Raw genomic sequence first — 13,251 nt, 5'->3', positions numbered from 1 at the left:
CCTTGCGCTCCCGTGCAGCGGAGCGTGGCGGTGCAGTTGTGGTTTTTTGGTTCCGGGGACAATAAGGATAGGCCGCACAATATCTGTGCAAGAGTCGTGTATATGTCGGATCTATTGATCGCCCTGCGGACATTCGTCCGCCTGGCCGAAGTGCCCAGCTTCTCCCGCGTGGGCAAGGAAATGCATGCCAGCCATACGACCATCGCGCGGCGGCTCGATCTGGTGGAGGCGCATTTTGGCGTCCGCCTGTTTCATCGCACCACGCGGCGGCTGGTGCCCACGGGCGAAGCGGATCAGTTGCTGATCCATGCGCGCACCATGCTCGACGCGCTGGATATGGCGGAGGCGGACTTTGGGCCTGAGCGGGATCTGCCGCACGGGCTGGTGCGGATCGGCGTGACGACCGCGCTCGGCCTTCATTATGTCGAGCGTCTGGGCGAACTGGGGCGCCTTTATCCCGGCCTGCACATCGATTGCGCGATGACCGACTGGCAGCGCGACGTGGTGGAGGACCGGCTGGATCTGGCGGTGCGGGTCGGGCCGATCGGCGACGACAGCCTGGTCGTTCATCGGCTGGGACCACTGGCGCGCTGTCTGGTCGCGCATCCCGACTATCTGCTCCGTCATGGCAGGCCGGGATCGGTCGATGCGCTGGCCCGGCATCAATGCATCGCCTATGCCTATGGCGACATGCCCACACGATGGACGATCGACGGGCAGGAATGTCTGGTGAACGGCCTGTTCCGGTCGGACAATAGCGAAGCGGTGCATCGCGCCGCGCTCAATGGGCTTGGCATCGCCATGCTGCCGACGATCCGCGTGGAGGCGGACATGGCGGCGGGGCGACTGTTGCCGGTCTTGCCCGACAGCGAAATCGCCCCGCTCGACATTTTTGCGGTTCACCCTTCGCGCCGTCGCCTGCCGCCCCGTGCGCGCATCGTGCTGAATTTCATCAAGGCGCATTTCCCGGCGGCGGATTGATGGCGGGCTATCGCTCCAGCCCTTTGGCCTTCCCCCATGCCCGCGCCGCCGTATAGCCCAGATAGCCCGTGCCAAACAGGGCATAGAGCGGTTCGGGCAGCGCGTTCAGATAGGCGCGCATGCCGTTGATGATGGCGGCAGCCACATCGGCGCGCACGCCCGCGATCAATCCCATCGGCACCGACCAGAGCAGAAGCGCGTACATCACATAGAGGAAGGCCGGTCGTGCGCGCCGGGTCCACGGATCGTTGGGTTCGCCGTCCATATCCTGGTGCATGACCTGTTCCATTCTAACCGATCCGGTTGGCAAGCCAGCCATATAGAAAGGCCTCGTTCGCCGGGCGCTGTTCGGCCAGAGCGACATAGCGTTCGCCCTGCAACGCGTTGAGCGTTCTGATCAGCACCTTGTCCCCCGCCGATCCGCGCAGCATGCGGAACGCGCGGAGCGCCGCCAGGGTGTGCGCGCCGATCAGCCGGTCCACCGTCAGGTCGGGATAATCCTTCTGGTTGCGGTTGAGTGCATTGAGCGCGCGCTGAAGAAAGCCGTTGGCGGTCGCCGGTCCCATATTCACGGCGGTATCGAACAGTTCCGCAGCGACAGGCCAGCTCATTTCGGCGACGAAGGCATAGCCCGGCCGTTCCCAGTAAAGGCGCCGATAGATGGTTTCGGCAAAGCTGCGCGGCATTTCCTTCATGATGCCGGCATAGCCATTGGCGCGCGCAACCGCTTCGGTGATGCCCATATTGGTGGGGCCGCCGCGATCGGCGGGATGGTGGGTATAGCCGCCCTCGCGGGCGATGACCTCTTCGATCAGGTCGTGAATATCCATGGGGTCGCCTCCAGTTCAGGAAAGAGGCGAATCATTTATCCCATATGGTTCGCTGTAGGACAGCCGCCTGACCGCCGAATCGCGCGCACATGGGAGCATGTAAGGATGGATTTGCGGGAAAAATGCATCCCGCGCCTGCCTTAGGAAATTTTTCGGGCAGCTGTCCTGCGGACAGCCGCTTGGTCCGAAAATTTTGGTCGGGACGAGAGGATTCGAACCTCCGACCCCCACACCCCCAGTGTGATGCGCTACCAGGCTGCGCTACGTCCCGACCGGAGGGCGCCCTTTAGAAGCCCCGAATGGAAAGCGCAAGCGCACAATCGCATAATATCGCACAGCCTGCCTCAATCCCTAATCATATTGCCTCCTGCCCCCATATCATGTTAGCCGCGCGCCCTTGATCCGTGCGTGCCGAACCGGCGTGCGCGACCGACAGAAAATAAGGCAGTCCCACCCATGTTCATTACTCCAGCCTTTGCCCAGACCGCGGGCGGGCAAGCGTCCGGCGCCGGCATATTGGTGCAGATGGCGCCGCTGGTCCTGATTTTCGTGGTCTTCTATTTCCTGCTGATCCGTCCGCAGCAAAAGAAGATGAAGGAGCATAAGGCCAAGATCGACGCCGTGAAGAAGGGCGATCAGGTCATCACCGGCGGCGGCCTCGTCGGCAAGGTTTCGCGCGTCGATGACATTTATGCCGACATCGAACTGGCGCCGGGCATGAAGGTCAAGGCGGTCAAGTCGACCCTGACCGAAGTGATCGACCCGACCGCCGCCAAACCCGCGAACGACTGAGCCATCCCATGCTGAACTTTTCGCGCTGGGCGATCGCCGCGATCATCCTGCCGTTGCTGATCGGCGCCCTGTGCGCCGTGCCCAGCTTCCTGCCCGATTCCGCCGTGGCGCAACTGCCCGGTTTCATGCGTACGCGCGTCAACCTCGGCCTCGACCTGTCGGGCGGCAGCCACCTGCTGCTCGAAGCGTCGACGCAGGATGTGGCCAAGCAGCGCCTGACCAATATGGAAGAGCAGGTTCGCACCGAACTGCGTCGTGCCGATCCCCGGATCGCCATCGGCGACATTTCGAGCCGCGACGGAAAGCTCAGCTTCATGGTTCGCGAACCGAGCCAGGTCGATGCCGCCGTCGAGCGCATCCGTCCGCTGACGCAGGGCGCGGGCCTGACCGGCCAGCGCGATTTCAATGTGGAAGTTGTCAACAGCTCCACCATCGTCATCACGCCGACCGATGCGGGCATCAAGAGCGCGGTGAAGAGCGCAATGGAAGTCGCGACCGAAGTCATCCGCAAGCGCATCGACGAAATGGGCACGCGCGAACCCACGATCCAGCAGCAGGGCGACAACCGCATCGTCGTGCAGGTGCCGGGCCTGCAAAATCCCAAGGCGCTGAAGGATCTGCTGGGCCAGACCGCGAAGCTGGAATTCAAGCTGGTCGATACGACCGCCAATCCGTCCGAAGTGGCGCAGGGCCGCGCGCCCGTGGGCAGCGAAGTGCTGCCCTATGCCGCGAACCCGGCCGGTATCCCCTTCATCGCGGTGAAGCGTCAGGTGATGGTGTCGGGTGAAGACCTGACCGACGCGACGCAGGGCTATGACCAGAGTAATCAGCCGATCGTCAACATCCGCTTCAACAGTTCGGGTGGCCGCAAATTCGGGCAGGTGACGTCGCAGAATGTCAATCGCCCCTTCGCCATCATCTTGGATGGCAGGGTGCTGTCGGCCCCGAACATCAACGAACCGATTCTGGGCGGCAGTGCACAGGTCAGCGGCAGCTTCACCGTCGAAAGCGCCAACCAGCTTGCCATCGCGCTGCGTTCGGGCAAGCTGCCCGTCGCGCTGACCGTGGTGGAGGAACGCACCGTCGGGCCGGGCCTGGGCGCCGATTCGATCCGGGCGGGCCTGATCGCGTCGATCGTCGCGGTGGTTGCGGTCGCGACCTTCATGTTCATGAGCTACGGCCGGTTCGGCCTGTACGCGAACCTGGCCGTCACCATCAACGTGCTGGTCATTCTGGGCGTCATGGGCATCCTTGGCGCCACGCTGACGCTGCCGGGCATCGCCGGTTTCGTGCTGACCATCGGTACGGCGGTGGACGCCAACGTGCTGATCTACGAACGCATTCGTGAAGAACGGCGGCGCGGGCGCAACGTCGTGGCGTCGATCGAACATGGTTACAAGGAAGCCAGCCGCACCATTTTCGAAGCGAACGTGACGCACGCCATTGCAGGCGGCATCATGCTGGCGCTCGGTTCCGGTCCGGTGAAGGGCTTTGCCATCGTTCTGCTGATCGGCATCGCGACCAGCGTGTTCACCGCCGTCACCTTTACCCGTCTGATCGTGTCGAACTGGGTGCGTCGCACCCGTCCGACCGACATCCATATTTAAGAGGGGCGGGAGGAAAAACCCATGAAACTTCTCAAGCTCGTCCCCGACAACACCAATATCGGCTTCGTCGCCGTGCGGAAATGGGCGTTCGCGCTCACCGCTTTGCTGACGGTGCTGGCGATCGGCGCGACCGTTCACAAGGGCCTGAATCTGGGCGTCGATTTCGTCGGCGGCCTGATGATCGAGGCGAAGTTCCCGCAGGCGGTCGATACCGACAAGGTGCGCAGCACCATCGCCCGTCTGGATGTGGGCGAAAGCTCGCTTCAGCAGTTCGGCGATGCCAATACGGTGCAGATCCGCCTGCCCCTGCCCGAACAGGGCGGCGCAGGCGCAGCCAATGCTCTGGTGGAAAAGACCCGCAAGGGCATGGTTGCCGAATTCCCCGGCGTTACCTTCTCCCGCTACGATACGGTGTCTAGCAAGGTATCAGGCGAACTGATCCAGAATGGCGTGCTGGCCGTCGTGCTGGCCATCGTCGGGATCGCGGTGTTCAGCTGGTTCCGTTACGAATGGCAGTTCGGCGTATCGACCTTTGTCGCGATCGTCCACGACGTGCTGATGACGCTGGGCTTCTTTGCGATCACCCAGCTGGAATTCGACCTCAACATCATTGCCGCCGTGCTGACGATCGTGGGTTATTCCATCAACGACAAGATGGTGATTGACGACCGTATTCGCGAAAATATGCGCAAATATCGCAAGATGGACATGAAGGCGCTGATCGACCTGTCCGTCAACGAAACCTTGCCGCGTACGGTGATGACGTCGGTCACTATCCTGCTGGCGCTGGGTGCGCTGCTGCTGCTGGGCGGCCATGTGCTGCGCGGCTTCACCGCCGCCATGATGCTGGGCATTATCGTGGGCACCTATTCGTCGGTCTATGTGTCGTCTTCGCTGCTGATCTCGCTGGGCCTCAGCCCGCAGACGTCGGAAAAGAAGGCGGCCAAGAAGGGCGATTATGCCGGGACCGCCGAACGTGTTGGACCGCGTGATGATGGGGCCAGGCCCTGACAGGCGCCATGAGCGATACGGGCATCAAGCTGCGCCGGGACGATGACGGTCAGGGACCGATCGTCACCGGCTTTCAGGGGCGGGGCTTTCGGGTGCGCGACGACGTGTTCCCGGACGGCCTGCTGCTCAGCCCGGTGCGTGCGATGGCGTGGATCGACGCGCCGACCATCGACACGCTGACGGTCACGGCGCTGGGCAACCTGTTCGACACCGATCCCCGTCCTGAATTTCTGCTGCTGGGCACCGGCGTTGGTCTGCGTCAGCCGCCACGCCCCTTCGTCCGCGCTGTGGAGGCGTTGGGCATCGGCGTGGAGGCGATGGACAGCCGCGCCGCCGCCCGCGCGTGGGGCGTGTTGCGCGCCGAGGAGCGGCAGATCGTGGCGGCGCTGCTGCCGTTATAAAGCCATTACCACCGGTCGGTTCGAACGTGCCGAGAAACGTAAAGGCCCGCGCCAGCCGCTTTTCGACAGGCTCGAAGCGAACGGACGTTCATGACTTGCCGTCCCGTCTCGCTTTGGCCAAAGTCGCCCCCTTGCCGAACCCAAGGGGGCTTTTTCATGTCGTTGCGCTATCCTGCCGCTGGCCTTCTGGCCGCGCTGCTCGTCTCCACCAGCGTTCATGCCGCAACCCCCGATGCACAGGCGCGCGGGGACGAACCGGCCTTTCGGGCGCTTTACAAGGAACTGGTGGAAACCGATTCGAGCTGGCCGGACGGTAGTTGCACGCTGGCGGCGGAGCGCATGGGGGCACGGCTGAAGGCAGCGGGCTATGCCGATGCCGACATCGCGATCGTCACCGATCCGGCACACCCCAGGGAAGGCAATCTGACCACCATCCTGCGCGGCCGCAACGCAAAGCTGCCCGCCGTCCTGCTGCTCGCCCATATTGATGTGGTGGCGGCCAAGCGGGCCGACTGGGAACGCGATCCCTTCACCCTGATAGAGGAAGGCGGCTATTTCTACGGGCGCGGGACATCGGATGACAAGGCGATGGCGGCGGCCTTCACCGACCAGATGATCCGGTACAAGGCTGAAGGGTATAGGCCCAAGCGCACGATCAAGCTGGCGCTGACCTGTGGCGAAGAAACGGAAAAGGCGCTGAACGGCGTTGAATATCTGCTCAAGAACCGGCCCGATGCGCTGAAGGCCGGATGGGCGCTGAATGAAGGCGGCGGCGGATCGCTGGACGAAAATGGCAAGCCGGTCAGTCAGGGCGTGCAGGCGGGGGAGAAAGTCTATCAGGACTTCACCCTGACGGCGACCGCGCCCGGCGGCCACAGTTCGCGCCAGACGCCCCGCGTCAACGCGATCGGATGGATGGCGGCGGCGCTGTCGCGGATCAACGATTATGATTTCCCGGTGAACCTGACCCCGGCGGCCAAAGCCTATTTCGGGGCGTCGGCGCCGCTCTATCCGGCCAAGGTGTCGGCGGCGATGGCGGCAATCGGTTCGGGCAAGGCCAGCGAGGCCGACTATGCTACGGTGTCGGCGGAAAGCGCCAGCTGGAACGCGACGTTGCGCACCACCTGCATCCCGACGCTGATCAGTGGCGGCCACGCCCCCAATGCCCAGCCGCAGTCGGTGAGCGCGAACGTCAATTGCCGCATCATTCCGGGCGAAAGCGTGGACGCGGTGCTGGCGCGCCTGTCCGAAGTCGCCGCCGACCCGAAGGTCAAGGTCACTCTGGCCGATCCGCCCCAGCCCAAATCCTCCGCGCCCGAACTGACGCCGCAGATCATGGGGCCGATCGAAACGCTGACGAAGGAAATGTGGCCGGGCGTGCCGGTCATCCCGCGCCTCGCCACCGGGGCGACCGACGGACGTTTCACCAATGCGGCGGGCATCCCGACCTATGGCGTGTCGGGCATGTTCGCCGATCCGGACGGGCAGGGGGTTCATGGCCTGAACGAACGCATCCGTGTCAAATCGCTGATGGATGGCCGCGCCTTTCTCTACCGTCTGGTGAAACTCTATACGCAATGAGATGGGGAGAGGGGGCATCCGGTCGGGTGCCCCCGGCCCGGCGACCGGCACCGCTTGCGCATATCGGCATATCTGCTTAAGCATGGAGGCAAGTTCCGGTCCCGCATTGGGGACTGGCGATTGTGGAAGTGAGTTACGGCATGGTGCAGCAAAGCCGCCCATCGCCGCAGAGTTCCGGTTCGACCGGCCGTTATGCGGGCAAGCGCGCCCGTTCCGGTTCGGGCCAAGGGAGCAAGGCTGCGGCCCTTACGCCGCCCCCGATACAGCGGGGGCTTTCGCCGCATGGCGCGCGCGACCGGCGTTCCTATGCCGCGATTGACCTTGGCACCAATAATTGCCGTCTGCTGATCGCCAAACCTTCCGCCGACGGCTTCATCGTCGTGGATGCCTTTTCCCGCATCGTGCGTCTGGGCGAAGGGCTGGCGTCGACCGGCCGGATCAGCGACGCGGCGATCGACCGGGCCATCGCCGCCCTGTCCGTCTGCGCGGACAAGCTGCGCCGCCGCCATGTCACGCTGGCGCGATCGGTCGCGACCGAAGCATGCCGCCGCGCGTCCAATGGCGCGGAATTCATCCAGCGCGTCTATAAGGAAACCGGCATCGTCCTCGACATCATCAGCGCGCAGGAAGAAGCGCGGCTGGCGGTGCTGGGATGCCATGCGCTGCTGGAACCGGGCGATGGCCCCGCGCTGATCTTCGACATTGGTGGCGGATCGACCGAACTGGTGCTGGTCGATTCGCATGGCTCATCGGGTGCGCCGCGCATCGTCGACTGGGTCAGCGCGCCTTGGGGCGTCGTATCGCTGACCGAAAGCGAAGCCTTCGACCATGGCAATATGACGGATCGGCTGGCAGCCTATGAACGCATGCGCGGGCGGGTCAGCGAAGCCTTTGCCCCGCTCGCCCGCCGCCTACCCAAGGGGGCGCAGGACATCCGCCTGCTTGGCACGTCCGGCACGGTGACGACATTGGCCAGCCTGCACCTCAACCTGCCGCGCTATGACCGGCAGGCGATCGATGGCCTCATCGTTCCCTGCGAAGCGATGCGCGCCATTTCGGAACGGCTGTCGGGCATGGCGCTGGCCGAACGGCAAAAATTGCCTTGTATCGGCACGGAACGGGCGGATCTGGTGGTCGCGGGCTGCGCGATCCTCGAATCGATATTGGACATATGGCCCGCCGCACGGCTGGGCGTGGCGGATCGCGGTATCCGCGAAGGCATATTGCGCGGCCTGATGGACCGCGACGGGAGGGTGATGTGAGAGGCTCCGGCGCCGGCAAGGTGCGCGTCAAATCGGCCAAGGGACGTACCGCGCAATCGGTGCGCTGGCTCGAACGGCATCTGAACGACCCCTATGTCCGCAAGGCGAAGCAGGAAGGGTGGCGCAGTCGCGCCGCCTTCAAGCTGATCGAACTGGATGAGAAATTCCACTTCGTCAAAGGATCGCGCGCGGTCGTGGACCTTGGCGTCGCGCCGGGCGGCTGGGCGCAGGTCGTGCGCAAGATGGCGCCCAAGGCGGCGGTGGTGGGGATCGACCTGCTCCCGACCGATCCCATTCCCGGCGTTACCCTGTTCGAAATGGATTTCATGGACGACAAGGCGCCCGACCTGCTGCGCGACGCATTGGGGCAGGAACCGGACCTGATCATTTCCGACATGGCGGCCAATACGGTCGGCCATGCCCAGACCGATCACCTGCGCACCATGGGCCTGGTCGAGGCGGCGGCCCTGTTCGCGGTGGAAAATCTGCGTAAGGGCGGGACGTTCGTGGCGAAGGTTTTCGCCGGGGGCACGGACGGCGACCTGTTGGTGATGCTCAAGAAGAATTTCACGACGATCAAACATGCAAAGCCCCCTGCCAGTCGCAAGGGCAGCGTCGAATGGTATGTCGTGGCGCAGGGGTTCAAGGGGCGGCCGGACGAAGGGGCCGACCCGACCTGATTTAGCATATTGGGGGGAAAGTGGTCGCAACGGTTTCGACGGTCGCCTATCTGGGGCTGGAAGCGCGTGCCGTTCAGGTACAGTGCCAGCTGGTGCCGGGCCTCCCCAATTTCATCCTCGTCGGCCTGCCCGACAAGGCGGTGGCCGAAAGTCGGGAGCGGGTGCGCAACGCCATTGCCGCCATCGGCCTGTCCCTGCCGCCAAAGCGCATCACGGTCAATCTGTCGCCTGCCGATCTGCCCAAGGAAGGATCGCATTTCGACCTGCCCATCGCATTGGCCCTGCTGGGGGCGATGGGCGTGATCGATGCGGAAACGCTGGCAGGTTATGTGGTGGTGGGCGAATTGGGGCTGGACGGGCGCACCGCTCCGTCGCCCGGCGTGCTGCTGGCCGCGCTGCACGCGGGCGGGCAGGATATGGGCCTTGTCTGCCCCGCCGCGCAGGGGGCGGAGGCCGCCTGGGCGGGGCAGGTGGAGGTCGTCGCCGCGCCCGATCTGCTCAGCCTGCTCAACCATTTCAAGGGAACGGCCGCCCTGTCGCCGCCGCAACCCGGCGCGGTCGAACCGCCGCTCCGCACCGCCGACCTCAAACAGGTGAAGGGGCAGGAAGTCGCCAAGCGTGCGCTGGAGATCGCGGCGGCGGGTGGCCATAACCTGCTGATGGTCGGGCCGCCGGGTGCGGGCAAATCCTTGATGGCCAGCTGCCTGCCCGGAATCCTGCCCGACATGACCCCGTCCGAAGCGCTTGAAAGTTCGATGGTGGCCAGCGTCGCGGGCACGCTGGAAGGTGGGCGGATCAGTCGCGCGCGGCCATTTCGCCATCCGCATCACAGCGCGTCGATGGCGGCGCTGGTCGGGGGCGGGCTGAAGGCACGGCCCGGCGAAGTCAGCATGGCGCATCTGGGCGTGCTGTTCCTGGACGAACTGCCGGAATTTCAGCGCACGGTGCTCGATTCGCTGCGCCAGCCGCTGGAAACGGGGGAGGTGACGGTGGCGCGGGCCAATGCGCATGTGACCTTTCCGGCGCGGGTGCAATTGATCGCGGCGATGAATCCCTGTCGTTGCGGGCATCTGGGCGATCCGGCGCTGGCCTGTTCCCGCGCGCCGCGCTGCGCGTCGGATTATCAGGCGAAGGTTTCCGGGCCGCTGCTCGACCGCATCGACCTGCATGTCGATGTGCAGGCGGTGACCGCCGCCGATCTGGTGCTGCCGCCGCCGACCGAAGGTTCGGCCGAAGTCGCCGCCCGTGTTGCGGCCGCGCGCGGACTGCAAACGGCGCGCTACGCGGGCAGTAGCGTGCGAACCAATGCGGAAGTGGATGGCGAGCGACTGGAAGATGTTGCCGGACCGGACGAAGCAGGGCGACAATTATTGGCGCAGGCGGCGGCCGCGATGAAGATGTCGGCGCGGGGTTATACGCGGGTGTTGCGGGTGGCGCGGACGATCGCCGATCTGGCAGGCGCCGACCGGGTCGGTCGGGTGCATGTGGCGGAGGCGCTCAGCTATCGGCGGCGGCCTCCCGTGAACTGATTGGGCGGCTGCTTTGGGCATTTCCCGCCACTATATGTCATCCCAGCGACCCGAAGGACGGCGAAGCCAAGGCTGGAATCTCAGGCCATGACACGCCGGACCCACAGAGATGCCAGCCTTTGCTGGCATGACGACCAAGGTTTGAAATCGAAAAGCTGTCGTCTGCTCCCTACCCAAATCCGCCGCGATGCCCGCTCAGTTGTCGCTGGCGATCAGTTTCACTTCGGCGACCGGCATGTCGCTGTTCTTGGGGCGGAACCGCCCTTCGACGCGGCTGCCCGGTTCGATGGTGATGCGTTCATAGACCACGTCGCCGGTCACCCGCGCGCTGCTTTCCACGATCAGCTCGCCCGCCGTGATGGAGCCATCCACCAGCCCCGCCAGTCGTGCGCTCTGCGCCGTGACATGGCCGGTGATGCGGCTGTCCGGTCCCTGTACCAGTGCGGCGCAGCTGATGTCGCCATCGATCACGCCGTCGACATGCAGGTCAACGGACGCAGACAGGTTGCCGCTGATCGTCACATCGCCGCCGATCAGCGAGAAGGGAATGGATTTACCCCCGGTCGCGGACATCGGCGAAGCGGGCCGTGGCGACTTGCTGGATTTGGAGAACATCTTTGCGGGCCTCCAGAAAGGGGCGGGGATTGACGGCCTGACCGTTCAGCCGGACCTCGAAATGCAGATGCGTGCCGGTCGAACGACCGGTCGAACCCATGCGGCCGATCGTGTCGCCGCGCGCAACCTTTTGTCCCACCTTGCTGGCGAAGCGGGACAGGTGGGCATAGCGGGTCATGATGCCGTTGCCATGTTCGACTTCCACGACATTGCCATAGCCCTGACGCTGGCCGACATAGCTGACCTTGCCATCGGCCGCCGCGTTGATCGGCTGGCCATAGCGGCCGGGGAAATCGAGCCCCGCATGAAAGGCGGCATGGCCATTGAACGGATCGCGGCGATAACCGTAGGAACTGGTCAACATCGGCGATCCGGTCGGCTGGCCCGATGGGATGGTCAGCAGGCTGCGTTCCAGAAATTCCATGCGCGACATGGCGTCGGCCAGATCTTCCAGTTCATGCGTCAGCGCGCCCTTGTCGCCCTTCCATGGCACGAAAGGACCACCCTGTGCGCGGGCGGCGGTGCGGGCCAGCTTGTCGGGGTTGAGGCCGAAACTGCGGATGGCGGCGGCGGCCTTGTCGGCGCGGCGCTCGACCGCATGGGTTAGAAGTAGGGCGAAACGGCGCTGCCGTTCCTCCAGCTTGACCAGCGGCGCGGCTTCGGGCGCCATGCTGATCTTCGCGTCCTTCTTATCGCCCTTGCTGTCCTGGGCGTCGCCGCCGACCAGATCGGCCCCGGCATCCTTGCCACCCTCTGCGCCGAAATGCGTTTTGTAGAGGTCGTCCATGAAGTCCTGTCGGGCTTCCAGATCCTGCGCCAGATCCTCGACCGACTGGCGATAACCTTCGACCTTGCTGGCGGCGCTGGCGACGGACTTGCCCTGCTGGAGCAGGGCGGCGCGTTGCTGGTCGACCGACGCGCTGCTGGCGACCATGGATATGGTAACGCCCGCCCAGCCGATCAGCGCGGCGGACACCAGTCCGCCTACGGCCAATTGCGCGCGGCGCGAAATTCGGATGAATCTGACCTGGCCACCGGAGCGCAGGAAAATCTCCCGCTCAGGGCAGAGGGCGTGCAGCCGTTCCTTCAGGACGGCCAGTCCCTTCTTCTTCTGATGCGACAATGCGACCCCGCGACTCTTTGTTAAGCTTCTTTTCCCCGCGGGGCCGGTAGCAAAGCTTTGCCTTTCGCGCGAATCCGCCGATGCGGACTCGTGACGAGTCGAAGGTGCAATGGGGCGAAATGAGTATTCGTCGCTTTGGTTCCCGGCTCATGACGATATTTTTCACTTTTCGGGTTGGCCGTCGCGCCGGTTTTGCCGCGACGGCTGCGCACTCCGGCTCGCTTGACCCTTTGCCCGACCATCGCTATAGGCCCGCTGCCCGGCGGACTGCCTTGCTGAGTCTCGTCTCCTCAAGGTCGATCATCCGGGTCTTTTAGAGCTGAACATTACCGGGTGTTCTTGCGGCTCCAGGGGGCTTTTGCCCACCGGGGCCTTTGCTGTTTGGTCGAATCGTCGCCCGAACGGCACGGAAAGCGGGAATGCACAGGTAAAGTAACTGAAAAGGTGAAGGGCTTCATGCCAACTATCAACCAGCTGGTCCGCAAGGGCCGCGAACTGCAGAAGGCCAAGAGCAAGGTCCCTGCAATGGATGCGAACCCGCAAAAGCGCGGCGTTTGCACCCGCGTCTACACGACGACCCCGAAGAAGCCGAACTCGGCTCTGCGTAAGGTGGCGAAGGTGCGTCTGGTCAACCAGCGCGAAGTCATCACCTACATTCCGGGTGAAGGCCACAACCTTCAGGAGCACAGCGTTGTGCTGATCCGTGGCGGCCGCGTACGCGACCTTCCCGGTGTGCGTTACCACGTGCTGCGCGGCGTTCTGGATACCCAGGGCGTCAAGGATCGTAAGCAGAGCCGTTCGAAGTACGGCGCGAAGCGTCCGAAGTAAGGGGAGACCAG

The 13,251-nt window shown here is 64.3% G+C and carries 14 protein-coding genes and 1 tRNA gene; 10 read left to right on the top strand and 5 right to left on the bottom strand.

All coding sequences use genetic code 11. The features are described from left to right. Window positions 1-102: 102 nt before the first annotated feature. Window positions 103-981 (top strand): LysR family transcriptional regulator, encoded by an 879-nt coding sequence (locus tag ACOJSJ_RS16175; RefSeq protein WP_420145988.1) that lies wholly within the window; start codon window positions 103-105, stop codon window positions 979-981. A 7-nt stretch (window positions 982-988) separates the two neighbouring features. On the opposite strand, the gene ACOJSJ_RS16170 is transcribed toward ACOJSJ_RS16175, so the two are convergent. The 3 genes from ACOJSJ_RS16170 to ACOJSJ_RS16160 form a co-directional block, all read right to left on the bottom strand. Continuing rightward, entirely contained in the window at window positions 989-1,258 is a 270-nt protein-coding gene (locus tag ACOJSJ_RS16170) for a 3TM-type holin (RefSeq protein ID WP_420145987.1), read from the bottom strand. Between the two features lie 13 nt (window positions 1,259-1,271). Then, window positions 1,272-1,811: a glycoside hydrolase family 108 protein gene (locus ACOJSJ_RS16165; protein WP_420145986.1), complete on the bottom strand. Its 540-nt coding sequence runs from the start codon at window positions 1,809-1,811 to the stop codon at window positions 1,272-1,274. Between the two features lie 194 nt (window positions 1,812-2,005). Further along, window positions 2,006-2,082 (bottom strand) — tRNA-Pro (locus tag ACOJSJ_RS16160). Between the two features lie 185 nt (window positions 2,083-2,267). Between ACOJSJ_RS16160 and yajC the strand changes: the two genes are divergently transcribed. From yajC to ACOJSJ_RS16120, 8 genes are all read left to right on the top strand, one after another. Next, window positions 2,268-2,603 (top strand): preprotein translocase subunit YajC, encoded by a 336-nt coding sequence (yajC, locus tag ACOJSJ_RS16155; protein WP_420145985.1) that lies wholly within the window; start codon window positions 2,268-2,270, stop codon window positions 2,601-2,603. An 8-nt stretch (window positions 2,604-2,611) separates the two neighbouring features. Then, entirely contained in the window at window positions 2,612-4,210 is a 1,599-nt protein-coding gene (secD, locus tag ACOJSJ_RS16150) for a protein translocase subunit SecD (protein ID WP_420145984.1), read from the top strand. 21 nt (window positions 4,211-4,231) lie between these two features. Beyond that, window positions 4,232-5,221, top strand: a complete 990-nt coding sequence (gene secF, locus ACOJSJ_RS16145) for a protein translocase subunit SecF (protein ID WP_420145983.1) — start codon at window positions 4,232-4,234, stop codon at window positions 5,219-5,221. A gap of 8 nt (window positions 5,222-5,229) precedes the next feature. Beyond that, the gene (locus ACOJSJ_RS16140) at window positions 5,230-5,622 is read left to right on the top strand and encodes an MTH938/NDUFAF3 family protein (RefSeq protein WP_420145982.1); all 393 of its coding nucleotides are present in this window, start codon (window positions 5,230-5,232) and stop codon (window positions 5,620-5,622) included. A 156-nt stretch (window positions 5,623-5,778) separates the two neighbouring features. Then, window positions 5,779-7,203 carry a M20/M25/M40 family metallo-hydrolase gene (locus ACOJSJ_RS16135; protein WP_420145981.1) on the top strand — a complete coding sequence of 475 codons (1,425 nt, stop codon included), beginning with the start codon at window positions 5,779-5,781 and terminating at the stop codon, window positions 7,201-7,203. A 140-nt stretch (window positions 7,204-7,343) separates the two neighbouring features. After that, window positions 7,344-8,465: a Ppx/GppA phosphatase family protein gene (locus ACOJSJ_RS16130; RefSeq protein ID WP_420146016.1), complete on the top strand. Its 1,122-nt coding sequence runs from the start codon at window positions 7,344-7,346 to the stop codon at window positions 8,463-8,465. Beyond that, window positions 8,462-9,145, top strand: a complete 684-nt coding sequence (locus ACOJSJ_RS16125) for an RlmE family RNA methyltransferase (RefSeq protein ID WP_420145980.1) — start codon at window positions 8,462-8,464, stop codon at window positions 9,143-9,145. The genes ACOJSJ_RS16130 and ACOJSJ_RS16125 overlap by 4 nt, the downstream gene beginning before the upstream one ends. Window positions 9,146-9,165: 20 nt before the next feature. Next, on the top strand, window positions 9,166-10,674 hold the full coding sequence (locus ACOJSJ_RS16120; RefSeq protein ID WP_420145979.1) for a YifB family Mg chelatase-like AAA ATPase: 1,509 nt from the start codon (window positions 9,166-9,168) through the stop codon (window positions 10,672-10,674). A gap of 195 nt (window positions 10,675-10,869) precedes the next feature. Here the strand turns inward: ACOJSJ_RS16120 and ACOJSJ_RS16115 are convergent, their stop codons facing one another. Both ACOJSJ_RS16115 and ACOJSJ_RS16110 read right to left on the bottom strand, forming a co-directional pair. Next, window positions 10,870-11,247 carry a bactofilin family protein gene (locus tag ACOJSJ_RS16115; protein ID WP_420145978.1) on the bottom strand — a complete coding sequence of 126 codons (378 nt, stop codon included), beginning with the start codon at window positions 11,245-11,247 and terminating at the stop codon, window positions 10,870-10,872. Next, on the bottom strand, window positions 11,228-12,412 hold the full coding sequence (locus ACOJSJ_RS16110) for a peptidoglycan DD-metalloendopeptidase family protein (RefSeq protein ID WP_420145977.1): 1,185 nt from the start codon (window positions 12,410-12,412) through the stop codon (window positions 11,228-11,230). The genes ACOJSJ_RS16115 and ACOJSJ_RS16110 overlap by 20 nt, the downstream gene beginning before the upstream one ends. A 456-nt stretch (window positions 12,413-12,868) precedes the next feature. On the opposite strand from ACOJSJ_RS16110, the gene rpsL reads away from it, so the two are divergent. Continuing rightward, on the top strand, window positions 12,869-13,240 hold the full coding sequence (gene rpsL / locus ACOJSJ_RS16105; RefSeq protein WP_311269162.1) for a 30S ribosomal protein S12: 372 nt from the start codon (window positions 12,869-12,871) through the stop codon (window positions 13,238-13,240). Window positions 13,241-13,251 lie beyond the last annotated feature (11 nt).

The organism is Sphingobium sp., assembly GCF_048594625.1.
In the GTDB taxonomy this organism is placed as follows: Bacteria; Pseudomonadota; Alphaproteobacteria; order Sphingomonadales; family Sphingomonadaceae; genus Sphingobium.
The sequence above is the reverse complement of the archived record's forward strand: the minus strand, read 5'-3'. Positions and strand labels throughout refer to the sequence as shown.

Excerpts from the sequence above, each read along its gene's own strand:
- ACOJSJ_RS16130 (WP_420146016.1), top strand. The coding sequence starts at position 7,344 with ATGGTGCAGCAAAGCCGCCCATCGCCGCAGAGTTCCGGTTCGACCGGC.
- ACOJSJ_RS16135 (WP_420145981.1), top strand. The coding sequence starts at position 5,779 with ATGTCGTTGCGCTATCCTGCCGCTGGCCTTCTGGCCGCGCTGCTCGTC.
- rpsL (WP_311269162.1), top strand. The coding sequence starts at position 12,869 with ATGCCAACTATCAACCAGCTGGTCCGCAAGGGCCGCGAACTGCAGAAG.
- ACOJSJ_RS16170 (WP_420145987.1), bottom strand. The coding sequence starts at position 1,258 with ATGCACCAGGATATGGACGGCGAACCCAACGATCCGTGGACCCGGCGC.
- ACOJSJ_RS16175 (WP_420145988.1), top strand. The coding sequence starts at position 103 with ATGTCGGATCTATTGATCGCCCTGCGGACATTCGTCCGCCTGGCCGAA.
- secF (WP_420145983.1), top strand. The coding sequence starts at position 4,232 with ATGAAACTTCTCAAGCTCGTCCCCGACAACACCAATATCGGCTTCGTC.
- ACOJSJ_RS16140 (WP_420145982.1), top strand. The coding sequence starts at position 5,230 with ATGAGCGATACGGGCATCAAGCTGCGCCGGGACGATGACGGTCAGGGA.
- ACOJSJ_RS16165 (WP_420145986.1), bottom strand. The coding sequence starts at position 1,811 with ATGGATATTCACGACCTGATCGAAGAGGTCATCGCCCGCGAGGGCGGC.
- secD (WP_420145984.1), top strand. The coding sequence starts at position 2,612 with ATGCTGAACTTTTCGCGCTGGGCGATCGCCGCGATCATCCTGCCGTTG.
- yajC (WP_420145985.1), top strand. The coding sequence starts at position 2,268 with ATGTTCATTACTCCAGCCTTTGCCCAGACCGCGGGCGGGCAAGCGTCC.
- ACOJSJ_RS16115 (WP_420145978.1), bottom strand. The coding sequence starts at position 11,247 with ATGTCCGCGACCGGGGGTAAATCCATTCCCTTCTCGCTGATCGGCGGC.